The sequence below is a fragment of the Sporolactobacillus sp. CQH2019 genome (assembly GCF_028765345.1).
Taxonomy (GTDB): Bacteria; Bacillota; Bacilli; order Bacillales; family Sporolactobacillaceae; genus Sporolactobacillus.
On record NZ_JARAJZ010000001.1, the window covers coordinates 238,242 to 263,812 of the forward strand.

General features: G+C 51.4%; 22 protein-coding genes. 2 read left to right on the forward strand and 20 right to left on the reverse strand.

The window, feature by feature from the left end; genetic code table 11:
* Positions 1-5 precede the first annotated feature (5 nt).
* From spoIIGA to OYT88_RS01225, 17 genes are all read right to left on the reverse strand, one after another.
* Positions 6-929 (reverse strand): sigma-E processing peptidase SpoIIGA, encoded by a 924-nt coding sequence (gene spoIIGA, locus OYT88_RS01145; protein WP_274397516.1) that lies wholly within the window; start codon positions 927-929, stop codon positions 6-8.
* A gap of 255 nt (positions 930-1,184) precedes the next feature.
* The gene (ftsZ, locus tag OYT88_RS01150; RefSeq protein WP_274397517.1) at positions 1,185-2,378 is read right to left on the reverse strand and encodes a cell division protein FtsZ; all 1,194 of its coding nucleotides are present in this window, start codon (positions 2,376-2,378) and stop codon (positions 1,185-1,187) included.
* Positions 2,379-2,415: 37 nt separating this feature from the next.
* A complete protein-coding gene (gene ftsA, locus OYT88_RS01155) occupies positions 2,416-3,699 on the reverse strand; it encodes a cell division protein FtsA (protein WP_274397519.1) in 1,284 nt (427 codons plus the stop codon).
* A gap of 480 nt (positions 3,700-4,179) precedes the next feature.
* Positions 4,180-4,947: a cell division protein FtsQ/DivIB gene (locus OYT88_RS01160; protein ID WP_274397520.1), complete on the reverse strand. Its 768-nt coding sequence runs from the start codon at positions 4,945-4,947 to the stop codon at positions 4,180-4,182.
* Between the two features lie 167 nt (positions 4,948-5,114).
* Positions 5,115-6,218: a stage V sporulation protein E gene (spoVE, locus tag OYT88_RS01165; RefSeq protein WP_274397521.1), complete on the reverse strand. Its 1,104-nt coding sequence runs from the start codon at positions 6,216-6,218 to the stop codon at positions 5,115-5,117.
* 65 nt (positions 6,219-6,283) lie between these two features.
* Positions 6,284-7,648 carry a UDP-N-acetylmuramoyl-L-alanine--D-glutamate ligase gene (gene murD, locus OYT88_RS01170; RefSeq protein ID WP_274397522.1) on the reverse strand — a complete coding sequence of 455 codons (1,365 nt, stop codon included), beginning with the start codon at positions 7,646-7,648 and terminating at the stop codon, positions 6,284-6,286.
* Positions 7,645-8,622, reverse strand: a complete 978-nt coding sequence (gene mraY / locus OYT88_RS01175; RefSeq protein ID WP_274397524.1) for a phospho-N-acetylmuramoyl-pentapeptide-transferase — start codon at positions 8,620-8,622, stop codon at positions 7,645-7,647. Before mraY ends, murD begins: the two co-directional genes overlap by 4 nt.
* A 221-nt stretch (positions 8,623-8,843) precedes the next feature.
* On the reverse strand, positions 8,844-10,244 hold the full coding sequence (locus tag OYT88_RS01180) for a UDP-N-acetylmuramoyl-tripeptide--D-alanyl-D-alanine ligase (RefSeq protein WP_274397525.1): 1,401 nt from the start codon (positions 10,242-10,244) through the stop codon (positions 8,844-8,846).
* 56 nt (positions 10,245-10,300) lie between these two features.
* Positions 10,301-11,788: a UDP-N-acetylmuramoyl-L-alanyl-D-glutamate--2,6-diaminopimelate ligase gene (locus OYT88_RS01185; protein ID WP_274397526.1), complete on the reverse strand. Its 1,488-nt coding sequence runs from the start codon at positions 11,786-11,788 to the stop codon at positions 10,301-10,303.
* A gap of 141 nt (positions 11,789-11,929) precedes the next feature.
* Positions 11,930-13,864, reverse strand: a complete 1,935-nt coding sequence (locus OYT88_RS01190; RefSeq protein ID WP_274397527.1) for a stage V sporulation protein D — start codon at positions 13,862-13,864, stop codon at positions 11,930-11,932.
* 135 nt (positions 13,865-13,999) lie between these two features.
* On the reverse strand, positions 14,000-16,135 hold the full coding sequence (locus OYT88_RS01195) for a penicillin-binding transpeptidase domain-containing protein (RefSeq protein WP_274397528.1): 2,136 nt from the start codon (positions 16,133-16,135) through the stop codon (positions 14,000-14,002).
* Between the two features lie 14 nt (positions 16,136-16,149).
* On the reverse strand, positions 16,150-16,509 hold the full coding sequence (gene ftsL / locus OYT88_RS01200; protein ID WP_274397529.1) for a cell division protein FtsL: 360 nt from the start codon (positions 16,507-16,509) through the stop codon (positions 16,150-16,152).
* Positions 16,509-17,462, reverse strand: coding sequence for a 16S rRNA (cytosine(1402)-N(4))-methyltransferase RsmH (gene rsmH, locus OYT88_RS01205; RefSeq protein WP_274397531.1), 954 nt, complete (start codon positions 17,460-17,462; stop codon positions 16,509-16,511). The genes ftsL and rsmH overlap by 1 nt, the downstream gene beginning before the upstream one ends.
* 45 nt (positions 17,463-17,507) lie before the next feature.
* On the reverse strand, positions 17,508-17,939 hold the full coding sequence (mraZ, locus tag OYT88_RS01210; RefSeq protein ID WP_274397533.1) for a division/cell wall cluster transcriptional repressor MraZ: 432 nt from the start codon (positions 17,937-17,939) through the stop codon (positions 17,508-17,510).
* Between the two features lie 262 nt (positions 17,940-18,201).
* Positions 18,202-18,777, reverse strand: a complete 576-nt coding sequence (locus tag OYT88_RS01215) for a hypothetical protein (RefSeq protein ID WP_274397535.1) — start codon at positions 18,775-18,777, stop codon at positions 18,202-18,204.
* Positions 18,778-19,222: 445 nt separating this feature from the next.
* Positions 19,223-19,396, reverse strand: a complete 174-nt coding sequence (gene rpmF / locus OYT88_RS01220) for a 50S ribosomal protein L32 (RefSeq protein WP_274397536.1) — start codon at positions 19,394-19,396, stop codon at positions 19,223-19,225.
* Between the two features lie 21 nt (positions 19,397-19,417).
* Positions 19,418-19,936: a YceD family protein gene (locus OYT88_RS01225; RefSeq protein ID WP_274397537.1), complete on the reverse strand. Its 519-nt coding sequence runs from the start codon at positions 19,934-19,936 to the stop codon at positions 19,418-19,420.
* Between the two features lie 180 nt (positions 19,937-20,116).
* Here OYT88_RS01225 and OYT88_RS01230 point away from each other — a divergent pair, with 180 nt between their 5' ends.
* Positions 20,117-21,379 (forward strand): nucleotidyltransferase, encoded by a 1,263-nt coding sequence (locus OYT88_RS01230; RefSeq protein ID WP_274397538.1) that lies wholly within the window; start codon positions 20,117-20,119, stop codon positions 21,377-21,379.
* Positions 21,380-21,405: 26 nt separating this feature from the next.
* On the opposite strand, the gene OYT88_RS01235 is transcribed toward OYT88_RS01230, so the two are convergent.
* Positions 21,406-22,470, reverse strand: a complete 1,065-nt coding sequence (locus tag OYT88_RS01235; RefSeq protein WP_274397539.1) for a SepM family pheromone-processing serine protease — start codon at positions 22,468-22,470, stop codon at positions 21,406-21,408.
* 535 nt (positions 22,471-23,005) lie between these two features.
* Here OYT88_RS01235 and spoVV point away from each other — a divergent pair.
* Complete coding sequence (spoVV, locus tag OYT88_RS01240) at positions 23,006-24,208, forward strand: dipicolinic acid transporter SpoVV (RefSeq protein ID WP_274397540.1); 1,203 nt, start codon at positions 23,006-23,008, stop codon at positions 24,206-24,208.
* Between the two features lie 269 nt (positions 24,209-24,477).
* Here spoVV and coaD read toward each other — a convergent pair whose 3' ends face one another.
* Together coaD and rsmD are read right to left on the reverse strand one after the other, a co-directional pair.
* The gene (gene coaD / locus OYT88_RS01245) at positions 24,478-24,960 is read right to left on the reverse strand and encodes a pantetheine-phosphate adenylyltransferase (RefSeq protein WP_274397541.1); all 483 of its coding nucleotides are present in this window, start codon (positions 24,958-24,960) and stop codon (positions 24,478-24,480) included.
* The gene (rsmD, locus tag OYT88_RS01250) at positions 24,953-25,540 is read right to left on the reverse strand and encodes a 16S rRNA (guanine(966)-N(2))-methyltransferase RsmD (RefSeq protein WP_274397542.1); all 588 of its coding nucleotides are present in this window, start codon (positions 25,538-25,540) and stop codon (positions 24,953-24,955) included. Before rsmD ends, coaD begins: the two co-directional genes overlap by 8 nt.
* Positions 25,541-25,571: the final 31 nt, after the last annotated feature.

The window sequence follows — 25,571 nt, forward strand, 5'->3', positions numbered from 1 at the left end:
GCAGGTCAGGATGCCGGTTCAATCACCTTGCCGTGAAGCAGCATGTCCGGGTGAAGAAGACTGTCAAAATCACCCGCTGCGCTGAGAGCGTGTTCCGTCAGTGCCACATAGACTTTTCGGCACTCAATCAGTTTCCCTTCGTGTATGATCAGAACGCGATCCGGCCTGACGGCGGTCGCAAAGCGGCGGCTGCCGTCAACCGCCGTGTACGGAATCAGTGCGAGACGGTTTTTCCATTCGGCCGCCAGGCTCTCCCGGCCCAGCATGCCTTCCTCTCCGGAAAAAGCCCGGAAGAGTTCGGCGGGAAGCGCATCCTTGCAAGCCTCCCGGCTCAGAAACATGACCGGAAACCGGGTCAGCGGTTCATACAGTTTATTGCCGCTGTCGATGAAGGCTTTCGCTTTAATCGTCAGATCAGCCATCTGAATGATCGCTTCGGCGCCCGCAGAACTTTGCCATTTTCTGACTACCGTATGATCGATCCTTTTTTTCGAGAAGAACCAAAGAAACGGAAAACCGGCGACGATTACAATCCAGCTGACCGGATCCCCGTAATTCAGTGTCGTCAGGAAACGGCTGTTCGCATAGAACGCATCATTCTGAAAAAAATAATGCAGGGCAAAAAGTCCTCCCCCGATCGCAAATGCCAGAAAGTAGAAAGCTGCAAGATTCTGTACAAAAACGGATAGCCGGCGGAATCCAAAGGTGACGTATATGATCAGCACGGAAAAAAGAAATTTGCCTAAGGGATGGGCGACCAGAAAAGCAAGAGGCGTGAAAAGGATCAGAACGACGGACGATGCCGTGAGTGCGCCGAGCCAGAAGCGCAGCCGATTTGTCCGCCGCTTGAGCATCAGCGCCGTCAATTGCAGCAAACTGGCATCGATCAGCAGATTAAGAAGCCATACGGCATCCAGGTAAAGAACCAAGCTCCCACCTCCTTTGCATGTTTAGGAATAGTATACGGGCCTTTATCCATGAAAGTCTGTCATTCCTTGGCAGGATTTTCCCTGTTATTTTGGCTCTTTTTGTCGCTCGCAGAACAAAAATAAAGCTCCGGAAACGGATGATTGCAAGAATCATCGTTCCGGAGCCTGTCACTATTCATTGTGCGTTGCGTGGAACAATCATTGAGAGAATCTGTCTGATCCGGCGGATGCAGCCTGATCCGGCTGCACGGCCGCTTATTGATTTTTGCTTCTCCGATTGCGCAGGAAAGTCGGAATGTCCAACGTCTCCTCGTCCTCCACAAGGCTATGCGGCCTGCGGAGCGGCTGTTTCGGAAGACCCGGCCCTTCATCGCGGCGGACTTCATGTTTCAAGCCGCCCGGCTTTTTTTCCGTATCGGAAGCCGCACTCGCCGCCTGACGGCGGCCAAGGTGAGGCTCCTGTTCCGGTTTGATCTGCTGATGCTCCTGCGCTTCTTCCTGAAAACCGGTCGCGATCACAGTGACAACGATTTCGTCTTCCAGTTCTTCACTGATGACCGAGCCGAAAATCATGTTAACTTCTTCGTCCGCTGCCGTAGCCACAATATCCGCTGCTTCATTAACTTCGTACAGGCTGAGATTGCTCCCGCCCGTGATGTTCATCAGCACACCTCTCGCGCCGTCAATCGATTTCTCCAGAAGCGGACTGGCAATCGCTTTCTTCGCTGCTTCGGCCGCTCTGTTTTCTCCCGAAGCAATGCCGATCGCCATCAGTGCCGAACCGCCCTCGGTCATGATCGTTTTCACATCGGCGAAATCAAGATTGATCAGGCCGGGAACAGCGATCAGGTCGGATATGCCCTGAACGCCCTGGCGCAGAACATTGTCTGCCTCTCTGAACGCGTCAAGCATCGGTGTGTTTTTATCGACGATTTCCAGCAGGCGGTCATTCGGAATCACGATCAATGTATCTACTTTTTCCTTGAGTGTAGCGATTCCGTTCGAAGCCTGCTTGGCCCGTTTTCTTCCTTCAAAGGTAAACGGCCGGGTAACTACCCCGACAGTCAGCGCGCCGACTTCTTTTGCGACTTCGGCAATAACCGGTGCGGCACCCGTTCCGGTTCCGCCGCCCATGCCGGCCGTGATAAATACCATATCGGCACCCTTCAGAATTTCTTCGACCTGATCCCGGCTTTCTTCAGCGGCCTTTTTACCGATGTCGGGGTTCGCGCCTGCGCCGAGTCCGCGGGTCAGCTTTTCGCCGAGCTGAAGCTGGACTCTCGCCCTCGACAGCTTGAGTGCCTGCGCATCCGTATTAGCGCATACAAAATCAACCCCCTGAATGCCGCTTTCGATCATTCGGTTGACCGCATTATTTCCGCCGCCACCCACGCCGATGACTTTTATTTTCGCGAGACGTTCCTCCATCTCCACATCGTTCTCATACATTGTTCATTTCCTCCCATATAATGATTCCGCCACCCGATTAATCGAAGAATAAATTGAACCAGTTCTTCACTTTGGCCGTTACGCCTTCATGTTCATTTCGATCCAGATTTATCTTCTTTTTTTGCTTTCGTTGTTTCGGCTCAGCTTCATAGCGTTCGGGAGCAACGGCAGCCGCAACTTCTTTGCCCTGAATCTTGACATTGTGATAGGCGAACTGGATGAGACCGATGCAGGCCGTATACTTTGGTTCGCGAACGCCGATATAATCCGGTGCCGCAATGCGGACGTTGGAAGCCAGTTTATTGACCGCAAGATCCAGCACGCCGGGCATAGCCGTCACGCCGCCGGTCAGCACAAAGCCGCCCGGAAGATCGTAAATTCCGATTCTTTCCAGTTCTTCGCGGACAATATCGAAAATTTCCGCCATCCTTGCTTCAATGATCTCCGCAAGCTCTTCCTGATTGAGCATCTGTTTTTTGGCGCTGCCGATCTGCGAAGCCGTAAAAGTATCCTCCTCGGATGCGATTCCGACAAAGGCCGCGCCATGCTTGACCTTCAGCTGTTCCGCTTCATCCGTGGGAATTCGCTGAATAATCGATATGTCTTTTGTAATATGATTTCCTCCGATGGGCAGCTCGAATGTGGAAAGCAGAGATCCTTGATCAAAAACGGCAACACTCGTCGCTCCCCCGCCTATATCGATCAGGGCGACACCGAGATTCTTCTCGTCTTTGGACAGGGCAACCGAACTGAGCGCAAGTGTCTGCAGGCAGACATCCGAAATCTGCAATCCCGCCTTCTCCACGCAACGCAGCAAATTATGGAGAACAGTTTTGGATCCTGTGATCAGCGTTCCTTCCATCTCAAGCCTGACCCCGATCATTCCTCTCGGGTCGTGAATTTCATCCACTCCGTCAACGATGAACTGTTCCGGCACAACGTCGATGATCTCCCGCTCGGGAGGAATGGACATGACCTGGGCGGCATCTATGACTCTTGCGATATCGACATCGCCAATCTCATGATTCTCATTGGAGACAGCTACAATACCATGACAGTGCCTTAGCTGGATATGGTTTCCGGAAACACCGACGATCACGCTTTTAATATTCAGACCCACCATTCTTTCAGCCTGTTCCACGGCATTCTGAATGGACCGGACCGTTTCATCGATATCAACAATAGAACCTTTCCTGATCCCATATGATACAGATTCGCCAACACCAATGACGTTAAGGGATTCGCCGGCCATTTCTCCGATGACAACCTTAATACTGGACGTACCGATGTCTAGGCTAACAAATACATCCTCGCTGTTCATTCTGTGGCACCCCCTTTACCTGAGCATCCGTTGTTCCTCTATTCGGGATGTTTGGATCGAGTGATAAATGGCTGGACTTCTGAAAGACAAAGGAAGGCTCATTTTATTTTCAACCCAACGCTTTCTGCTCCTCATTATAGAAACACACCTTAATCTTTGTATTCTACAAAACAGAACATATCCCTTTATTTTAATCGATAAAACAAAAAATCATCCCGTTCTACATGTTTTCATCGGCATTCTTGAGAATAAAATGAAGAGAATCCCTTACTTTTTCATTCCCAAATTAAAAGAGCAAACGATGAAACTAGAACTAAATTCTAGTCTACACCAACTTGGTAGACTAGAAAAGGCATAATCACGATTAGTAATCCATTTGAAAACTTCTTTTAATCCGGTTAAAGACATAAAATTCAGAAGATTAATCCATCCGAATTTTTTCGCAGGACGGTTCTTCCCGTGCTGTTCGTCTGTCTCCGGTCAGTTTCCGGCGCTGCCTTGCGTGCTGTCGGGGACAAAATAACTGCCGACACTGAGATGAATCGTCCCGTGCGCTCCCTTGGGCAAACTGGCGGCAATTTCAGGATAAAGCTGTATGTTCCTAGCAAAAGTATTCGTACTGGCAACTACGCGGTTGCCGTCATTCATATAAAGCATCAGGTTGTCATTGTCCGTCGGAGCGGATATGTAATGGATATCGGAAATGCTATGAATCACCTGCTGAGGAATCTTCGCCAATCCCTCGGTAACCGCCCTTAAATCGGCCTGACGGCTGAAACCGTATAACACCGGCGCATCAACAGGCAGCCTGCTGCCGGAAATTTTGGCAAGCAGCGCGCCGTTCTGAAGAATCGGATAGTATCCGCCGTTCTTTTCCAGATAAGCTTTCCGTTCGTATTCCTGTATCCGAATCGTTACGCGGTTTGGAAATTCGGCCCGGACGGAAGCGGTCCGGACGGTCGGAAGCTTTTCAATCTGTTTTTCAACGGCTGCGGGCCGGACATCCCAGATATGTGTCCGGTCGGAAATGCCGCTGGCCTGAACGACCTGGCTGTAGCTGACCAGCTGCTCGCCCGATACGGAAAGCTGGCTGACTTTGCTGAACGGAGACTGAAAATAGACCACAACCAATAGCAGAAGGAAAAAGAAGGATGCGTAAAGAACAAAACGGTGGTTTGCCTTTTGTTTCCGTTCTTTTTTTAATTGCGGAAGCCGGTCTTCCAGCGGCACGACTTTTTTCCTGTCCACGGCTCTCCCCCTCTCTCATCTATCGGATAATACGGTGCTTCGGGAAGAAGGGTTTTAAACGCTGTTCGCTTTCTTCTCCGTTAATTCTATTTTATTTTCTTTTGATTAAAACAGCAAACCCGTTATGCAGACCGACCGCATAAAACAGAGTTTGCTGTTCACATTGTCTATTGCCGGGCGGACATGCTGATGTTCAGCAGTATGCCGATCGACACAAGCATCAGAGTCAGCGATGATCCGCCGTAACTCAGGAAAGGCAGCGTGATTCCGGTCACCGGGATCAGGCCTGTGACGACAGCGATATTGATCATCACCTGGATGGCGATCATGCCCGTAATTCCGACGGCCAGCAATGTTCCGAACAAGTCGTCCGCTTTCATCGCGATCAGCAGGCCGCGCCAGAGCAGCATGCAGAAGAGAAGCAGTACAGCCGCGGCCCCGATGAGCCCCAGTTCTTCCGATATAATCGAGAAAATGAAGTCGGTCTGCGGCTCCGGAAGATATTGATATTTCTGTCTGCTCTGGCCCAGCCCGAATCCGAGCAGCCCCCCCGGCCCGATAGCCAGCAGCGACTGGATAATCTGGAATCCGCTTCCGAGCGGATCCTGCCATGGATTAACAAACGAAGTCAGCCGCTTAACCCGATAAGGCGCCGACAGGATCAGTGCAGCCGCTCCGGCCGCTCCGACCGCTCCCATAACGGCAAAGTGGCGGATACGGGCTCCGGCGACAAATATCATGGTAATGCAGGTCAGAACAAGCACCGTCCCCGTTCCGAGATCGGGCTGAAGCATGATCAGCCCGAAAGCGAGAAAAACAGGAAGAAGGGCCGGCAGCAGGCCCTTTCTGAAATAGCGAAGCGCCGGCTGATGCTCGGAAAGGTGTCTGGACAAATAAATGATCAAGGCAACTTTCATGAATTCAGAAGGCTGGATCGAGAAAGCTCCCACTCCGAGCCAGCTGCTCGCCCCCCCGCGCACAAGGCCGACTCCCGGGATCACCACGAGAATCAGCAGCAGAAAGCAGACAGCCATGCCGACTTTCGCCCACGAACGCCAGATCCGATAATCAATCCTCATCACCATAAACATAAGCACGGTTCCGATCGCAGCGAAAAGAAGCTGTCTTTTAAAAAAGTAGAACGAATCTCCTCCGAACTTGTAGGAAGCCCAGACTTCGCTTGCACTATATACCATGATCAGCCCCACAGCCAAAAGGGCGAAAGCAACGACAAGCAGCAAACGGTCCGGTGACGATCGATGTTCGGGCATGCACAACACTCCGTTCAGATCAGGCCCTCGAGTCGCCTGCTGAACTGCCGCAGACCGACCTGTCCTTATCTAAACTTATTCACTTCGCTAATAAAGATGTCACCCCGTTGTTCGAATGAGTCATATTGATCCCAGCTGGCACAGGCCGGCGACAGGAGAACGACGTCGCCCGGCCCGGAAAGGCGGAAAGCTTCCGGAACGGCCTGCTCGACATTTTCAACATTTTCAACCCGCGCAATGCCGGCTCTTTCGCAGGCATCACGCAGTTTGTCTTTTGTCTCGCCGAAAAGAAGCGCCGCTTTGATATCGGCCTTTTTTAAATAAGGGATCAGCGCATCGAACGTATTGCCGCGGTCCAGTCCGCCTGCCAGCAGCACGATCGATTTTCCGGGAAAAGAAGTCAGCGCTTTCGACGTTGCCAGTATGTTCGTCGCCTTTGAATCGTTGTAGACCGTCCTGCCCCGTGTGACATTGACATATTGGAGGCGATGACGGACGCCCGTGAATGTTTTCAATATCCGGACAATATGCGCCGTCGGTACGCCGCATATTTTTGCCGCCGCAACGGCGGCAAGCGCGTTCTGAAGATTGTGGGTGCCCGGCAGCCCCATTTCGCTGCATTCAAGAATCCGCTCCGTCCGAAAATAAATGGCTCCGTCTTCGATATAAGCGCCGTCCTCCGTTCTGCCGGTCATCGAAAAAGGGACCTTCCGCGCCTTTGTTTTTCCGGCAATAAAAGAGACAACCCGTTCACTGTCGGCGTTATAGACGAGTACGTCGTCCGCTGTCTGGTTAACCGTAATGCGTGCCTTGGCACGCGCATAATTTTCAACGGTTCCGTGATAGTCCAGATGGTGATCGAAAATGTTCAGTACAACAGCGATTTTCGGACGGAACTGTTCCGTTCCAAGCAGCTGAAAACTCGACAACTCGGCGACAATCACATTTTTATCCGTTGCTTCCCCAACGATTCCGGTCAGCGCGGTCCCGATATTTCCGGCAACAATCGGCACGGCGGCCGAGCCCTTCATCATTTCCCCGAGAAGCATTGTTGTCGTCGTTTTCCCGTTGGATCCGGTAATGCCGATAAACGGAGCATCGGACAGTTCGTACGCTATTTCGACTTCGGTGATGATCCGTATGCCCAGCTGCCGGGCTTTCTGAACAAGCGGATTGCTGTAGGGAATCCCCGGATTTTTAATCAGGACCGCCAGTTCCTTATCAACAAGATCGGGCGGGTGCCCGCCGCCGACCACACGGATGCCGATTTTTTTCAGCTCGGCCGCGTGAGGGTTCCCTTCAAGATTCCCGCGGTCGTTCACCGTGACGTCCGCCCCGAGACTTTTCATTAATTTGGCTGCAGCATAGCCGCTTCTGCCCAGTCCAAGCACAAGCACTCGTTTATCCAGGTATTTATCTGATTTTTTCAACCGCTCAGCCCCACTTTCAAATAGATTCCAATGACGGCAAGCACCAGCCCGACAAGCCAGAAAACCGTCACAACTTTCCATTCCGACCATCCTGAAAGCTCAAAATGGTGGTGAATCGGACTCATTCTGAATACACGCCGTCCCGTCGTCTTAAATGAGACGACCTGAATGATGACCGACAGCGTTTCAATCGCGAAAACGCCGCCGATCACGGCCAGCAGAATTTCCGTTTTTGTCAGAATCGCGATCCCCGCAAGCGCCCCGCCGATTGCCAAAGATCCCGTATCGCCCATAAATACCCTGGCCGGATGGGCATTGAAAATCAGAAAGCCGAGCAGAGCGCCGAGCATGGCGGCCGAGAAAACGGCAACGCCCAGATTCATCGAAAAATAAGCAATAATCGCATAAGCTGCGAAGGCAATGGATGCGAGTCCGGAAAGCAGTCCGTCCATGCCGTCCGTCAGATTGGTGGCGTTCGGGACGCCGATCAGCAGGAATAGGGCAAAGAGAGGATACAGCCAGTGCAGATCAATCATCCAGGCCGTTCCCGGAATGGAAAGATACGTCGAATAGTTAAATCGCGCAACAATTACCCAGAAAACAAGTGCAACGATAAACTGTGCGAGCATTTTCTGCTTCGACGTCAGACCCATATTGCGTTTCATAACGACTTTGATGAAATCGTCGACAAAACCGATCAAACCGAATCCAAGCGTGACAAACAGCAGCATATAGGTTTCTTCCGTTGCCATGTGGTATTTCAATGCCATGATCAGCAGGCTGCCGATCAGCCCGATCAGAAAAATGACGCCGCCCATTGTCGGGGTCCCCGCCTTTTTCATGTGGCTTTTCGGCCCTTCCTCCCTGATGTACTGCCCGAAGTGCATCTTCCTTAGTATGGGTATAAAAAAGGGGGCAAAAACAAGCGTGATAAGAAATGATATCGCTAAACCAAACAACAAAACCAGTGTCATGAATCGTTTCGCTCCTTTAGGTGCGTGATCAGTGAATGCCGAAGGAGAGAGCGGCCGGTTTTTCGGAAAAAAGACATTTCTCCGCCTGCGGGCGCCAAGGTGTCCGGAGTCCGCAAAATCTGCATCCGAAGCCGGCCGGCTGTCCGGGCACAGAACTGATTAAAAAGCTTTCTGAATTCCGGCGTGTTTCAGGGCAATAATAGCCGATGTCCGGCCCCGGATCAATCGCTGGATAATTTCTGCGGCAACGGGCTGCCGCTCAATACTTTGACCAGTTCCTCAAGCTGAAGCAGTCTGGAGGCTTTAAACAGCATGACCGTCCGATCATCGAGCAGCATTTTCAAATACGGCAGGGCATCTTCCTTTGCCGAAAAGGAGCGGACGCTCAGCGCCCGATCTTTTTCACTTGTCTGCAAGGGTTCAACGATCCAGGCGCCCTTTTTCCCAATGGTAACGACATGCGTCAGAGGAGGAGTCAGCACCCTGGCCACGCTATTGTGAAGCCGCTCCTCATCCCTTCCGAGCTCATACATGTCGCCGACAACGGCCACGCGCTTTTCAAAGCCGCCAAGCGTTTTGAGCGTTTCCAGGGAGGCTCTCATCGAGGTCGGACTCGCATTGTAGCAGTCATTGATTAACAGGCTGCCGTTGAGGCCTCTGACTTTTTCAAAACGCATCTGTGTCAGACTTAAATGGCTCAGGCCTTCTTCAATTGACGGACGGCTGACATTGAGAATTCGCGCCGCAGCTAAACTATAGACCGCATTTTTCACATTATGCCGGCCGAGCACCGGGACCGTGTAAACATTTTCTCCATGATTGAGAGAGAAACGGTAACCGTCCGCACGCTCCTTCACCTCCGTGATTTCCCAGTCGCAGTCATCGCTGTAGCCGCATGAAACAATGCGAAAAGCTTTCGTGTGAATATTGGACAGAAGCGGTTCATCTCCGTCGATAATTAAAGTTCCTCCCCGCCTGAGCCCGTTCGTAATCTCCAGTTTGGCTCTGGCAATTCCCTGTCTGCTGCCCAGAAATTCAATATGCGATTCACCGATATTCGTGATAATTGCGATGTCGGGTTTTGCCAGCTGGCTGAGAAAAGTCAATTCCCCAAAATGGTTCATCCCCATTTCGAGCACCAGCACTTCCGTGTCTTCAGGCATCGAAAGAATCGTCAGCGGCATGCCGATGTGGTTGTTCAGATTGCCCCGTGTTTTATATGTCCTGAATGTTTTACGCAAAATACCGTAAACCATATCTTTGGTTGTTGTTTTTCCATTGGACCCTGTAATAGCAACGACTTTCGGCCGACAGCGGTATAAATAGCTTTTCGCTATGCCCTGAAGGGCTTCCAAAGTATCACCCACGAAAAACAGCGGGAAATCCGCAGGAATATCCGTCGGCCGCGGCTCTCTTTCCATCCACAGGGAAGCCGCGGCCCCGTTCTCAATCGCCTGCTTAAGATAACGGTGTCCGTTGAAATGTTCGCCGACCAGGGGGACAAAAAGGCCGTTCATCACCGGTTTGCGGCTGTCCGTCATGACCGTAAAACGGCTCAGCCTCCCCGTATCGCCCGCCGTTTGAATGGCCTGCCCCATGATTAAATCCACACCAATACCCATTCGGAAATCTCCTTTTATAAAAAAGTTATGAATGCCGTCTTGCGGTCGGCAACGGATCATTCGGCAGATGGAGTCTCGTTCATCCGATCAATGATCGCTTCTTTCGCTGTCTCCCGGTCGTCAAAGTGATGTTTGACTGTCCCGATGATCTGATACGTCTCATGCCCTTTTCCGGCAATTAATATGATATCACCTTCCGCAGCCTGGCGCACCGCAAATCTGATCGCTTCACGGCGGTCCGTCATTTTTTTATAGGGCCGCCCGGTGACGCCCGCCTCCATTTCACGAATAATCGCTGCCGGATCCTCCGTGCGCGGGTTATCCGAAGTGAGAACGGCAAGATTGCTGTTGTCCACGGCAATTTTCGCCATGATCGGACGCTTGCCCCGTTCCCTGTCTCCGCCGCATCCGACAACGGTGATCACGCGCTTTTCAGCGAATTCCTTAATCGTCGACAGGGCATTTTGCAAACTATCCGGTGTGTGGGAATAGTCGACAATGACGGTAAAATTCTGGCCGGCGTTGACGGTTTCAAAGCGGCCTGGTACTCCTTTGATCTGTTCCACGGTTCGAATCATCCCCGCGATGTCCAGCCCCTTCAGCGAACAGGCGGCAAACGCGGCGAGTACATTATAAACGCTGAACTTTCCGATTAACCGCATCGCCACCGGATAATTTTCACCCTTAGCCGAAAGAGTAAACGACGTTCCCGATGGTTTAATCTGTATCGAAGAGGCCCGAAAATCGGCCTCGTGATCGATGGCATAAGTCATTACATGAGCCGCCGTCATATGCTTATAGACTTCGGATGCCCTGTCATCGGCGTTGAGCACGGCGGCCTTCAGCTCCCTTGGATTCCCGTAGCGATTGCCGAGCTGTGAGAAGAGCAGGCTTTTGGCATACATATAATCTTTCATCGACCCGTGAAGATCGAGATGATCCTCGGTCAGATTGGTAAAGATAGCGATATTAAAATCGCAGCCTCGGACCCTGCCGTCATAGAGCGCATTTGATGAAGTTTCCATAACGACGGAATCCGCCCCTTCTTTTTTCATCAATGCGAGATTTTCATGAATGAGGTGAGTTTCGGGTGTTGTATTGTCGACAGGAACAAAATGATCTTTATAGCGCATCCCCATTGTCCCGATCAGTCCGGTTCTGATCCCTTCCGCTTCCTGAATGGCCTGAATCAGATAAGTAATCGTCGTTTTCCCGTTTGTTCCCGTAACGCCGATTAAATGAAGGCTGTGGCTTGGATGGCCGTAGTAGTGATCAGCGATCATCGCTAAAGCACGATGCGTATCGTTAACATAAATAACGGGAACATCTGAGGCGATTGTCTCCTCGGCAACAATTGCCGCCGCTCCCCTTTTCTCAGCCTGTTCGGCAAAGCGGTGACCGTCTGCCTGATGGCCCCTGATACAAAAAAACAAACAACCCGGCTTTATTTTCCGGGAGTCAACAGTCACTCCGGTTATGTCCGGATTTCCTTCTCCATCTTGCCTGAAGTCAGTCAGCGCTTCTAGGCAATCTGCCAATTTCATCGAAAACACGTCCTTAACTATACTTGGATAAATTGGACGACATACAGGACCGATCCGCGCCCGGCGCGGATTTTCCCCTATGTATATCAGAGAGCCCGGCACGAGGCGCGCCCGGCTCTCTGTCCATTGCTTATTGTAATCTCACGGTTTCTTTTTGTCACCTAAGTATATCATTATTGTTGAACCTTGTTTGACCTTAGTGCCCGGTTTCGGCGACTGCAGCGTCACGACATCGCCCTTTCCTAATTCTTCCAGCCTCAGACCGGTCACCGAATTCATCAGTTCCTCCTTTCTCATGCCGACAAAATTGGGTACCTTAATCAACGGCTGATCCGGCCATTTGACCTGTTTCTCTATGCCGCCGCCCGTTTTTTTAATGCCGAGCGCGCTCAGGCTGTCGCCGATGATCTTTCCGGCAATCGGCGCCGAGACGGTTCCGCCGAATTGAATCGTTCCTTTCGGATTGTCGATCGCCACATAGACGACGATCTGAGGATCATTTGCCGGAGCGAATCCCATGAATGAAACGATATAATTATTGGCCATGTAGCCTCCGCCGTTCGGATTGACTTTCTGAGCCGTTCCCGTTTTTCCGCCGACGCGATAGCCTTCCACATAAGCGTTGCGCCCGGTTCCCTGCGCCACGACGCTTTCCAGGGTGTCCCGGACCTTTTTCGACGTTGCCGAAGAGATAACCTGTCTCTTCATGACAGGCTGGATCCGATCGATCATTTGTCCCGTTTTCGGATCAAGCCACGCTTTGGCCAGATGCGGTTCGTAAAGGTATCCGCCGTTAATGGCCGCGGAAACCGCCGCGATCTGCTGAATCGGCGTAACCGAGACGCCCTGGCCGAATGCCGTTGTCGCCAGTTCCAGGGGACCGACTTTATTTTTATTAAAAAGGATGCCCTTCCCCTCGCCCGGTAAATCAATGCCCGTCTTTTCGCCGAATCCGAATTTATTTATATAGGAAAACAGCCGGTCTTTACCCAGCCTTTGCCCGAGAGCGACGAAGCCCGGGTTGCATGAATTTTGCACGACCTGCAGGAAAGTTTCCGATCCGTGCCCGCCCTTCTTCCAGCAATGCAGCTGCGTGCCGCCGACGCTGATTGCTCCGGAGTCGTAAAAGCGATCTTTATTCAGATCGACGACGTTTTCCTGCAAAGCCGCAGCCAGTGTAATGACCTTGAAAGTCGATCCGGGTTCATAGGTTTTCCAGATCGGCAGATTGTGATTATACACCGAAGCAGAAACGTTTTTATAGTTTGCCGGATTAAAATCCGGTTTCGACGACATGCCAAGGATATCGCCGTTATTCGGATCCATCGCAATGGCGAGCGCACTGTCGGGGTGATACGTGGCCATCGCGTTATTCAGTTCACGTTCAATAATCGACTGAACGCGCGAATCAATCGTCAGCATCAGATTGGACCCGCTTTTCGGGGGAATGTATTGATCTTTCAGGCTCGACATCCGGTTCCCCTGAGCATCCGAGTAGAAAGAGACATGTCCGTTCTGTCCCTTCAATCCATCGTTATAATAGGACTCCAGCCCGGTAAGCCCTTGATTGTCAATTCCGGTAAATCCGAGCACATGGGCCAGATAGTTGCCGTTCGGATAGTTCCGCTTGAAGTCTTCGGCGATGAAGACGCCCGGAAGCCCCAGTACTTTAAGCGCCGTTGCTTTGTCATTCGTTATTTTCCTGCCTTCGGGTGTAATACGGACAATCGACTGCTTTTTTGTAATGTCCGCTAAAGCTGTCTGTTTGGACATGCCCAGGGCGCTTGCCAGTTTCTCAGCGGTCAGCGACGGGTTGCGCACTTGCTTCGGCACGACCAGAACAGAAGGGCTGCTCACATTGGCCGCCAGTACTTTGCCCTGACTGTCGAGAATTTCTCCGCGCTCCGCTTCGTAAGGAATCTCGCGGCTCCACGAATCCAGTGCTTTTCCTGTCAGCCAGCCGTTCTGGAAAATCTGCACATAAGCGAGACGCCCGATAAAGACCGCAAACACGACAAGACCCAGTATCAGTATCAGCAGCAGCCGTTTTCTTACCTTCGCATTCGATAAACGCAAAACGAGCCCCTCCCATCTCTCCTTGTCCTACCCATATGTGCAGGACCGGAAAAATAGAACGGGCTCTTCCTGCTTCACGGACGTTCGCCCGTGAAGGCCGGCGGCAGCTGTTTAGCGCTGTTGCCGGAATTGATTTTATTGAGGTTTTAACTCAACAGCCAGTGTATCGCCTGCCTTGATAATCGAACCGGGAGCCGGTTTCTGAGAAGCGACAAATCCGTCTCCCTTAGCAGTCAGTTTCATACCGGCGGCGTTCGCCAGTTTCATGCTGTCTGCAAGAGACCATCCGGTCAGATCCGGCATCTTCCCTGTCCCGCTCCCTAAGAGAATCACTTTGCTGCCTTTAATGAGCTGTTCTCCCGGATAGGGCATCTGGCCGACAACCTGACCCGTACCGACAGCGACCGGATCGAACCCTTTGGCCTTCAATGACTGGACGGCCTGGTCGATCGGACTCCCGATAAATTGATTAAGAATGGAGGAGCTATTGTTTTGCTGATTGACGGTTGCGGTCGTTTTTTTCTGAACCTGCATATACTCAAGCGTACTGCTCATGACCGGTTTTACGACGTTCACCACAGGTTCTTCTCCGGTATCGGTCGGCTTCAGGTGCGGCTGTTTGACGGCAACGTAGACGATGACTTTCGGGTCGTTTTGCGGCGCCATGCCGAGAAAAGAATAAACATAATTGTTTTTCCCGGTCAAATACTGGCCGTTTTCCGCAATCTGCGCGGTGCCGGTCTTTCCAATCACATCATAGCCCGGCAGATCGTAAAGTGTTCCGGTCGCTCCGTATCCGTTAACGACATTCTTATTGCTGACGACCTGGCGCATCAGCGCCCGTGTCTGTTCCGCCGCCTGTGCCGATATCGGGCGGCCGGCTACCGTCGGATGGTTTGCCAGAACCGTTTTGTGCGTATCCGGATTGACAATTTTATCGACCACGTACGGCCGCATCATCGTTCCGTTGTCGGCGATCGCCGTCGCCGCCTGGACAATCTGCATCGCTGTGAACGCGGATGACTGGCCGAACGATGTTTCCAATTTATCAATTTTCGATCCCCAATTGACGAGACTGGAACTTTCGCCGGGAAGATCTATACCCGTTTTCTGCATGAATCCGAATTTTTTTAAATAAGCGCCGAGCTTGTCCGGCCCCAGATATTGATCGGTCAGAACGGACATGCCGACATTGGATGACAGTTCAAACGCCTGATCGAAGTCTATCATTCCCCAGCCGGAATAATTCCAGTCGTGTATCGTTCCGCCTGCGGTCGTATAGCTTCCCGACTTGTACGTCGCCGTGCCGTGGAATGAGCCGGAATCAATCGCCGACGCAACAGTAAAAATTTTCATGACCGATCCCGGTTCATAGGGCGATGAAATGGCAATATTGTTAAATTGTGTAATATTGTGCAGATTGGGATTAAAATCGGGGAGAGTGGAAAGGGCAAGAATTTTCCCCGTTTTCGGATCGGCTACGATGCCGATCATACTTGACGGCTTATACGTATTATAAACGCCGGTCATTGCCTGATCGAGCACAGTCTGTATCTGAGTATTTAAAGTCAGATGGACATCGTTGCCGGGCGATGCCTGGGTGATCTGCCGGCTCTCATCCGGAATCGGAACGCCGCCCAGGCTTCGGTAATAACGGACCATTCCGTCCTTTTCTGTTAAATAGCGATTCAGTGACTGCTCAATGCCCAGCACACCGGTCTGCTGGCTGCCGTCGGCGCTCGGCCGTGTGAATCCGATCGTGTAGGCGGCACCGGACTGTTCGGGATAAAAACGTTCCGATTCGGTCGTGAAACCGATTCCCGGAAGTTTGAGACGATCGATCTGACTTTTTTTGGCCTCGCTCAGCATTTTCCCGTTCGATCCAAACTCGACCTGATAAGCCTTCTTATTTAAAATAGCCAGCACAGCCGATTCCTTCATGTTCAGAATCGGGGCGAGCTCGCTTGCTGTTTTCACCTTATCTTTGACATATGAATCGGCTTTGGAGCTGACTACGGCATAAAGTGTGTAGGCGGGGACATCTTCGGCAAGGACCCGGCCGTCGCCTGAATAAATGGTTCCCCGCTTTTCATTAACAACTTCGTAATCCGACCATTGATTTTTTCCGACCTGGATCAAATTATGGCCGTCGATTTCTTTCCCCTGGGCAATAAATACAAAACGGCCGATAAGGATAAAAAAAGCCAGCATAAAAATCCCGCCGACTGCTGCTGCCCAAAAACTCATTGATTTTCTTTTTCTCTGAATCATCCGACTGAACCACCTTATGGAAGCACTTTGATATTTTTTATATCCAGTTTCAGGCCCAGTTGTTTCTCTGCGAAGCTGACGATGCGTTCCGGAGAACTCAGGCTGTCCGCGTCGGCCTGCAGCTGCTGTGTGGTTTTCGACTGACTGTCCAGCCTGGATTGCAGAATGGCGGTATCTTTCGAGGCCATGAAAATTCGGGTCTGATTAATGACCATCATCAGAGCAAGAAAGAAGACGACAACGCCGGCCGATGCCCAAAGCCATTTTTCCCCTTTGCTGATGTGGCGGGTCACAGTGACCGGCTCGGCAGCGGCCCGTCTTTTTGTCTCAGCCTGTCCCTGTCCTAATAAAGGTGCGTGTTGCGTCTGACTCATCACACGGTCTCCTCCTTAATCGCTCTTATTTTTTCTGCCACTCTTAATTTTGCCGAATGTGCACGGTGATTTTCTTTCAGTTCTTCCTCCGATGGAAGGACCGGCTTCCTGCCGATTCTTTTCAAAACAGGAAGAGCGTTAAGCGGAAGCACCGGAAGACCCGGCGGCAACTCAGGCGGTTCACTGTATTTTTTAAAAAATTGTTTGCAAAGTCTGTCTTCGAGCGACTGAAACGTGATGACGGAAATTCTTCCGCCTATATTTATCAGTTCCAGCGACTGATAAAGAGCCTCTTCAAGACTGCCGAGTTCATCGTTGACAGCGATGCGCAGTGCCTGGAAAACGCGTTTCGCGGGATGGCCGCCCGTCCGTCTCGCAGGAGCAGGTATGGCTTCTTTCACAATTTCGGCCAGTTCTCCGGTCGTTTTAATCCGGCTTTCTGCACGGCGCTTCTCAATCATTTTCGCGATCTGCCGGGAGAAACGTTCCTCACCGTACATGAAAAAAATGTGAGTCAGTTTTTCATAAGGCCAGTCATTGACGACCGTCTCGGCACTCAGATCCTGATCCCTGTCCATCCGCATATCCAAAGGCCCGTCATGCTGATAGCTGAATCCCCTTTCGGCATGATCGAACTGAGGAGAGGAGACGCCGAGATCGAAAAGAATTCCGTCGACGTGCCGGACGTCTCTTTCCGCCAGTTCACTCTTCATCTTTCGAAAATTAGATTTAATAAACGTTATTTGGGAACGGTAGTCTTTCAGGCGCTGTTCCGCGGCATCCAGAGCCTCCTGGTCCTGATCGAATGCATAAAGGCGGCCGTTCCGCAATCTTTTGACGATTTCTTCACTGTGGCCGCCGCCGCCCAGTGTACAGTCCAGGTACACCCCGTCCGGTTTAACAGCCAGTCCGTCAACTGCTTCATGTTTTAATACTGTGATATGTTCAAACATACTACCCGGCTCCTGTCCGACAGATAAACCGATCCTTTTTCAAAATTACAGATCCAAATCAAGCAGGCTTTCCGAAATATCGCTGAAAGATTCTTCCGACTGTTCATAATAATGTTTCCAGGTACTTTCATCCCAAATTTCCAACCGGCTCGATACCCCGATGATCACGCAGTCTTTTTCCAGTTTGGCATAATCGCGAAGCACACTGCCGATCGAGGCGCGGCCCTGCCTGTCCAATGCGCATTCGCACGCTCCCGAGAAAAAAAAACGTGTGAATGCCCGTGCGTCTTTCTTGGTGAACGGAAGAGCTTTCAGTTTTTCTTCAATTCGATGCCATTCCTCCATCGGATAAACAAAAAGGCACTGGTCGAGACCGCGTGTCATCACAAATGTTTCCCCCAGCTCCTCACGAAACTTCGAGGGAATAATAAGGCGTCCTTTGATGTCTATGCTGTGATTGAACGATCCCATAAACATCGGGATCCGCCTCCTCTTTGTCTTACTGTACCACAATCCCCCACTTTGCACCACTCTATTTTAATTATTCGTTTTGATTTTAAGGATTTCCTCCCCGGGAAACTGAAAATGATCGAATATACCGGACGGTGCCTGATCCGGGCAAGCAGATTCCTCCTAGAACTCCGCTGCACACAAAAAAAGATCAAATGGCTGAGACTTTCGTCTGCTGCATTTCATCTTTTCGGAGTCTTGCGGGTGCGCCTGTTTCGTGCGGTCCGTTTCAACGGGCTTGATCTTTTATTTCTGCTCTTTCTTCGCCCCTCGGCATCTTCGCTCTTGCCTGATCAACAATTTCCAGAACATTCAGGAGTGATTCATAGTTTTTCTTCAGTCCGGAATATTCCTTTTCAAGTCTTCTGTATGCCTCATCGAGCACTCTGTTTTCGCTTTTGAGCCGTTCCAGCTGAATTTTCACATCGTGCGGAAGGCTCGCGCCCGAATCCGTTTTCAGCCGGTTCAGAAAGCGGATCGTCTGATTAATGAAAGGTTCGGCAACAGCCGGTTCGGGGGACGCGGACTCTGAAACAATTTCCGCCTGCTCCGGGATTTTCGCCGCCTTCTTTCTTTTTTTATAGGCACGGCGTCTCTCTTTTGCTTCTTTCATTTCTTTCTCGAATTGTCTGCGCACGGCTGAATTCCAGCGAAACCCGCAGGCTGCGGGGGTTCGCGAGAGAAGGCTGCCCGCCTCCTTGAATGCAGCCAGTTGTGTACTTCCTTCACCGATATGCCGAAGAATGGTTTCCGCAAGTCTCACATCTTCAGTGTGCGACCAAGCATCCTGTCGAATGGACGGCATTGATTTCCCCTCTTTTCTCTCAGATCGGAAGCATGAGAATTGCTCCTTTTCCATCAATATGCGGATGATAGGATCGGTAGAAGAGAAGGCCGGATTTTTCTCTAAGTTTTCAGCCCCTGAAATAGAAGATTGAACGGTTGAGAAGAGAAGTTTAAAAAAAACGAGGCTGTCACAAAAGGGCAACCGCCGATGCAGTTAAGATTCGAAATATGGGGGCCCGGCGATGCTCAAAAAAGACCGCCCCATCGCCCGGGCAAGCAATTGATGGGGCAGGCAATGTTCAAGCAATATTAATAGCTTTTTCTGCGGTGAAACATGCGCCGCACGCCTCCGGACGGCCCCGGTAAAGAGAGAGAGACGGACTTTCCTTTCCCCGCTCATTGGCCCCGAAAAAAAACATTGTAAAAAAAAATGAAGAGCCGACGCTCTTCATTCGAATGGCCTATTATTTTTCAACGACTTCTTCGCCCCTGTATGAGCCACAATTCGGGCATACACGATGAGCCAGCTTATATTCTCCGCAATTGTCGCATTTTACCATGCCCGGAACGGCCAGCTTAAAATGCGTGCGGCGTTTATTTTTGCGAGTCGTAGATGTTCTTCTTTTAGGTACTGCCACGGTTCACACCCCCTCAAACAATTATTCATCAAAAAACTTCTTCAGTTTTTCAAACCTCGGATCTATTTGCCGTTTCGATTGGCCGCCCTTAACAAACGTCCAGCCTTCTCCCGTTATATGCAGATCGGCTTTCGCTTTTTCACTGACGACACGCATCGGTTTTTCAACCATAATCGCTTCCACCAAATAAGGCACGAGGTCGATACGCTCTTCTTCAATACTGTGAACAAATTCGCCTTTTACCGCCGGATCTTCTGCGGCTCCGGCAAGCAAAAACGTCTCAGACGAATTGATTTTAAAGGGGTAATCGACATCTTCCAGAGTCACAGCACACGGCAACACCATCTTGCCCCTGATCTGCAGGTGAAAAGTGAGTGACCGTTTTGAAAATTCAACAACGCCCTTTACGTCAATAGGCGACATTCTCCGTATTTCAGGATCTGCGCGAAACAATTCCAGAGGCAATACAACTTCTTCGTGAAAACTCAATCCCTCTTGCTTGTGCTGAAGCAAATCGGGTACTGACCATGATAAAGACATACTGAACCACCTCTAGACAACAAATGTAATTATAATCTCCGCCCTGCGGAATGTCAATCCACGCATTCCGCCTGAATTTAGATTATCACAGCCTCTCTGCCGGCGCCAATTTCTTGTCGGGGAAAAAATATGGTAAAATGATTTTTGCCGGCCGTTCAACTAAAAGCGGCGGAAAGGAAGATGCATATGCACATCGCCGGAATCATTGCCGAATACAATCCGTTTCACAACGGACATCTCTATCAGCTGAATACGCTTCGGCAGACGCTCCGCCCCGATCTTATCCTGTCGGTGATGAGCGGAGACTTTCTGCAGCGCGGGGAACCGGCGCTCGTCTCTAAATGGGAGCGGACCCGTATGGCCCTTCAGGCCGGCATCGATCTGGTCATTGAGCTCCCTTATGTTTTTGCAGTCGGGAAGGCCGATGTCTTTGCTCGCGGTGCCGTTTCCATACTGGATCGGCTGGGCGCGACTCATCTGGCCTTCGGAAGCGAAATCGGCCGGATCGAGCCTTTTTTTCAGACTCTTTCCTTGATTGAAAACAACAAAGCCCGTTACGATCAAACGCTCAAAGAGGCGCTCCACGAAGGCATAAGCTATCCGAATGCCCACGCTGCCGCCTATCGGCTGCTCTCATCGGCGGCGGCAGGAGAATTTGTCGACCTGACACAGCCGAACAACAGCCTCGGATTCCATTACATTGAAGCAATTCACGATCGAAAAAGCAGCATGATCCCGCTGACCATTCGCCGGCAGGAAAGCGGACACAGCGACAGAACGTTTGCAAACGATGCCCCGATCGCCAGCGCGAGAAGCATCCGAAGCTATCTTCTCGGCGGCCGATCCCCCGCCAATCTTCAAAATAAACTTCCGCCCTATGTCTATTCTTCTCTGGAGAGGAGAAACAGATTCGGCGGATTGACGGAATGGGAAACCTTTTTCCCATTCCTTAAATACAAATTGCTGTCATCGACCGCAGAGCAGCTTTCCCTCATTTACGAAATGGAAGAAGGCATCGAACATCGGCTGCTGTCCCGCATCGGCAGCGCAGACAGCTTTAACGGCTTTATCGCGGCCGTGAAAACAAAACGCTACACCTGGGCAAGGCTGCAGCGCCTCTCGGTTCACGTCCTGACCAATACCCTCAAGAGCGAAGCCCGGCAGCCGGCAGCCGCCGGAGAAGTTCCGTATCTGCGCCTGCTCGGCATGAGCCGAAAGGGGCAGAACTATCTCGCAGCGATCCGCAAGGACCTTCAAGTGCCGCTGATTGCCAAAATCAGAAAGCACCGCGATCCTCTTCTCGATCTCGATATCAGAGCGGCAAAGCTCTACGACTTCCTTTCCGGTAACGGACAGCCGCCGCTTTCCTATTCTTCGGAAACAAGCCATGCGCCCATCCGCTATGACGAAAAAAACGGGCGCTTCATCGGCGCCGGCGGCTGACGCGCGGAACCACAGCCCGTTTCCAATCATTTTGTGCGCTGCAGATAGTTCACGGCATCCGCAAAGGTTTTTACGGGAACGATTTTCATCTGCGATCCGATTTCTTTCGCCGTTCGTTTTGCCGTTTCAAATTCATGATCCGCAGTCGGAGCAAAGAAAACGCCGGCACCGGATTTGGCAGCGCCGACCACCTTATCCTCGATCCCGCCGATCGGTCCGACAGCGCCGCTCATTTCAATGGTTCCCGTTCCGGCAATATCCCGTCCCCTGGCCAGATCTGCACGCGTCAGCTGATCGTAAATTTCAAGAGTCATCATCAGTCCGGCGGAAGGGCCCCCGATATTTTGGATCGTAAATTGAACCGGCGGATCGACGCTTACCTTTATCTGATCGCTCTGAACGATTCCTATCCCGCTGCTTTTTCCGCTGCCGATCAGATCTTTAGGAAATTTTGCAATCTGCACCGCAACCTGTTTTGTTTGCTTATTTCTGGAAATCGTCAGCTTAAATCGGTCACCCAATTTTTTCTTTTTAAGGAGGGCCTCCAGATCGCCGGTTGAAGAAATCTTTCTGCCTTCCATACCGATGATCAGATCGCCCGGCTTCAGTACTTTTGCGGCGGGCATCCCCGGCATAACGTCCAGAATCAAAATTCCTTCCCTGATCAGCTTCGGTTTTTTCCCCGCCGCCTTATAAGCCATATAAGTCGCGCTCTGCTGCGCGGATGTCATATAGTTTTCCTGGCGAAGATTATAAGCGGCATCGCTCTCGTTCGGAATTTTTACCTGATTTTCACTAACAAGTGTGACGTACTTGTTTCCGCCGTATTTCGTCCATAAGTACTGGTAAATATTCGCCTGGCCGAGGTATATGTACACGAGCCTGTATTCCCCGTTTACCCGATGTCCGCCGGCTACCTTCACCGTCTTCGCCATCGATTGGGCGTTACCCGGGCTCTGAACGTAATATGGGAGCCTGACAAAATTCAGCGCAAGTAAAACCAGAACGACTATCAGGATTGTCCAACGTAAAATTCTTTTTTTGCGCTGTGAAATATTCGCCATCCCCGTTTCGTGAATGATTGCTTTCATTTAAAATGGACGGCAACGCTCCGGAAAAACAGGTCCATGAAGACCGGCACCGTTTCCGTATCATCCATATGAACGGAATCATTGGTTTATTTATTCAATCAACTAGATGGTCTAACTGTGCCCGCTTTTCAGTATAGTGATGAATGGACAGGTTGCTGTTTCCCATATAAATGGGTGTTCGAAAAGTCCGGGAAAAAAGTAAAAAGGAGCTTCTGTTAATAACGCACACGTCCTGTGCACCGCAGAAGTCACCACATCCTGTGGAAGTTCCGCGTCAGCTTGCTTCTCCGCTCCTCACGTATTTAACAGGGAAACTTCGACTAAGAACGCGTACGTCCTGTACAAAACGTTGAAGCTATCACATCCTGTGAAAGCACGCGCAGGCAGCCTGAAGCTGCGCTTTCCCGACCTTCGACGCCCGGGACCGGGCCAGTAGTCAGGCATGCCGCAGGACATGGCGCTTTGCCTGACCTCGGCCCCCTTTGTCCTCCTTTTCGAACAAACTCGTATACAAACAAAAAAAGGAGGGGAGACAATGAACCGTTCAAGGAGCGTTACCTATTTCCTCGCGGCGGGTTCTGCGGGGCTGGCTTTTCTGATGGTTAAATATCCGACCGTAGCGGTCAACGCCTCGCTCCAGGGACTGCAGTTATGGTGGGACAAAGTATTCCCGGCGCTGTTCCCCTTCTTCGTTCTCTCCGAACTCATGATCGGATTCGGCGTTGTCACCTTTGCCGGCGTCCTGATGGAACCGATCATGCGGCCGATCTTTAAAGTGCCCGGAATCGGAGGATTCGTCTTTATGATGGGGCTCGTCTCCGGTTTCCCGGCCGGTGCACGGATGACCGCGCGGCTGTACGAAGAGAAGAAACTGACCAAAATCGAGGCGGAGCGGCTGTCCAGCTTCACAAACTTCAGCAATCCGCTCTTTCTATTCAGCGTCACCGCCATCGGATTTTTTCATCAGGCCGTACTCGGCTTTGTCTTTGCACTGGCTCACTACATCGGAAACATCGGCGTCGGGCTGATCATGCGCTGCTACAAACCCGGAAAAGACAAAGCGGCCGACGAGCGCCTTCACCATTCAGTGTTTTCAAAAGCGCTGCGCAGTATGCACCAGGAGCGGCTGAAACGATATCAGCCATTCGGAAAAGCACTCGGCGACGCCGTTACTTCTTCAGTCGGCATCCTGCTTACGATCGGCGGATTTATTGCCCTTTTTTCCATGATCAATCAGCTGATGATCCAGATCGGCGTTTCGGCACTGCTTGCGAAAGCATTCGGTTTTCTTCTCGGCATTGCCGGATTCAAACCGGATCTCGGCACTGCCGCCGTTCCCGGTATTTTCGAACTGACCATCGGCGTCCGCCAGATAGGGGGGTGGCCGGCTCCGCTGATCGAACGGGTCGTGCTGGCAAGTGCGCTGCTCGGTTTCTGCGGTTTTTCCATACAGGCCCAGGCCGTCAGTATCCTTTCGCAGGCCGGACTCAGCGCCAAACCCTTTCTCATCGGACGGCTCTTCCACGCCTTCTTTTCCGGCGCTGCCGCCCTCTTTCTGTACGGATTTCTTCATATAGACGAAAAACTGAAAAACGAAACGGCACTGGCCTTCAGTCCGCGATCCGAAGTTCTTTCAGGCAGTGCTTCTGCCCTCGGCCCCTGGGTCACCGTGAGCGTGCTGCTGATCTTTATCATGATCCTTCTGAAAAGGACGATCGGATCGCCGCACCAGAAATAGCCGCTGCAGAGAGGTCCCGAAAAAAGCTCTTCCACTGGGGAGGGATGGCTCCGAAGCAGGACTCCGAACAGGCGCGTCACTCCCGTCCGCACCGCGGAAACACGTGCTGCACGCAGTATGAAGACATCCCGTTCCTGTGGAAATGAAAGCGTAGGCGCAGCGGCCGTTCCCGCCCGACAGCATTCCGATAGATGCCGGCGGCAGGAAGGCAAGGCGCAGCGCCCGGCTCCGCTTCAGCCTTTTTCTCCCTTTCGCAGGACTCTTATTTCTTATACAAACTTTTTTTTCAATGCTTTTTCGACAGCATGGGGAACCAATTCATGCACAGGTCCGCCGTACTTCGCGACTTCTTTAACCATACTGGAACTCAGAAAAGAATATTTGTTGCTTGTCATCATAAAACACGTCTCAATGTCAGGGCACAGGCTTTTATTAATTGAAGCGATTTGCAGCTCGTATTCGAAATCGGAAATTGCCCGCAGGCCGCGAAGAACGATGTGGACATTCTTCTCCCGAACATAGTCCATCAGCAGGCCGTCAAACGAATCCACCGTGACGCCGGGAAGGCCGGCCGTTGCCTGTCTCAGCAGGTCGGCACGCTCATCTACCGTAAACAGCGGATTCTTCCGCGGATTGTTCAGGATGGCAACGATAATTTTATCGAAAACGGTCATGCCGCGGTGGATAATATCCAGATGGCCGAATGTGATCGGGTCAAAACTGCCGGGATAAACGGCAACTCTTTCACTCAACGGATTCACTTCCCCGGTCTTCAGGCTGAAAAATATAAATCGAAACGGCTGTTTTTCCCTGATACGTCCGATATTTCCAGCGAATCAGATTCGGTTCGAAACGTTCGGGAAGCAATACCGTGTTTTCATGCTCAACGACAATAACGGCTTCGCGGGACAGCAGATCTGTTTCAAGCATCCTGGCAATATCCTTTGAGAGGTGCTGTTTCGCATAGGGAGGGTCGAGAAAAACATAATCAAAGCGCTTTCCCTCACCCGCCAGCCGCTCAATCGCCCTGGCGGCATCAAGCTGTAAAACGGCCGAACGGTTATCATAGCGGCAATTTTTAATATTTTCATGAATAACACGGCAGGCGGGACCGGCTTTGTCGACAAAAACGGCAACGTCCGCCCCCCGGCTTAAAGCCTCGAGTCCGAGAGCGCCGCTGCCGCCGTAAAGATCAAGGGCTCTTCCGCCCGTAAAAAAAGGTCCGATCATGTTAAAAATAGTTTCCTTAACTTTGTCCGTAGTCGGACGGGTAAGACGGCCGCCAACCGGCTTGAGCGTCCTCCCTTTGTTTTCTCCGGCAATGACTCTCACTGATTTTCCTCCCGTGCCTGTCCCGAAAAAT

Bases quoted from the DNA above. Each gene is read 5' to 3' on its own strand.
- ftsZ (WP_274397517.1), bottom strand. From the start codon at position 2,378: ATGTATGAGAACGATGTGGAGATGGAGGAACGTCTCGCGAAAATAAAA.
- ftsA (WP_274397519.1), bottom strand. From the start codon at position 3,699: ATGAACAGCGAGGATGTATTTGTTAGCCTAGACATCGGTACGTCCAGT.
- spoVE (WP_274397521.1), bottom strand. From the start codon at position 6,218: ATGCCCGAACATCGATCGTCACCGGACCGTTTGCTGCTTGTCGTTGCT.
- mraY (WP_274397524.1), bottom strand. From the start codon at position 8,622: ATGACACTGGTTTTGTTGTTTGGTTTAGCGATATCATTTCTTATCACG.
- OYT88_RS01180 (WP_274397525.1), bottom strand. From the start codon at position 10,244: ATGGGTATTGGTGTGGATTTAATCATGGGGCAGGCCATTCAAACGGCG.
- OYT88_RS01185 (WP_274397526.1), bottom strand. From the start codon at position 11,788: ATGAAATTGGCAGATTGCCTAGAAGCGCTGACTGACTTCAGGCAAGAT.
- OYT88_RS01195 (WP_274397528.1), bottom strand. From the start codon at position 16,135: ATGATTCAGAGAAAAAGAAAATCAATGAGTTTTTGGGCAGCAGCAGTC.
- ftsL (WP_274397529.1), bottom strand. From the start codon at position 16,509: ATGAGTCAGACGCAACACGCACCTTTATTAGGACAGGGACAGGCTGAG.
- rsmH (WP_274397531.1), bottom strand. From the start codon at position 17,462: ATGTTTGAACATATCACAGTATTAAAACATGAAGCAGTTGACGGACTG.
- mraZ (WP_274397533.1), bottom strand. From the start codon at position 17,939: ATGTTTATGGGATCGTTCAATCACAGCATAGACATCAAAGGACGCCTT.
- OYT88_RS01215 (WP_274397535.1), bottom strand. From the start codon at position 18,777: ATGCCGTCCATTCGACAGGATGCTTGGTCGCACACTGAAGATGTGAGA.
- OYT88_RS01225 (WP_274397537.1), bottom strand. From the start codon at position 19,936: ATGTCTTTATCATGGTCAGTACCCGATTTGCTTCAGCACAAGCAAGAG.
- OYT88_RS01230 (WP_274397538.1), top strand. From the start codon at position 20,117: ATGCATATGCACATCGCCGGAATCATTGCCGAATACAATCCGTTTCAC.
- OYT88_RS01235 (WP_274397539.1), bottom strand. From the start codon at position 22,470: ATGAAAGCAATCATTCACGAAACGGGGATGGCGAATATTTCACAGCGC.
- spoVV (WP_274397540.1), top strand. From the start codon at position 23,006: ATGAACCGTTCAAGGAGCGTTACCTATTTCCTCGCGGCGGGTTCTGCG.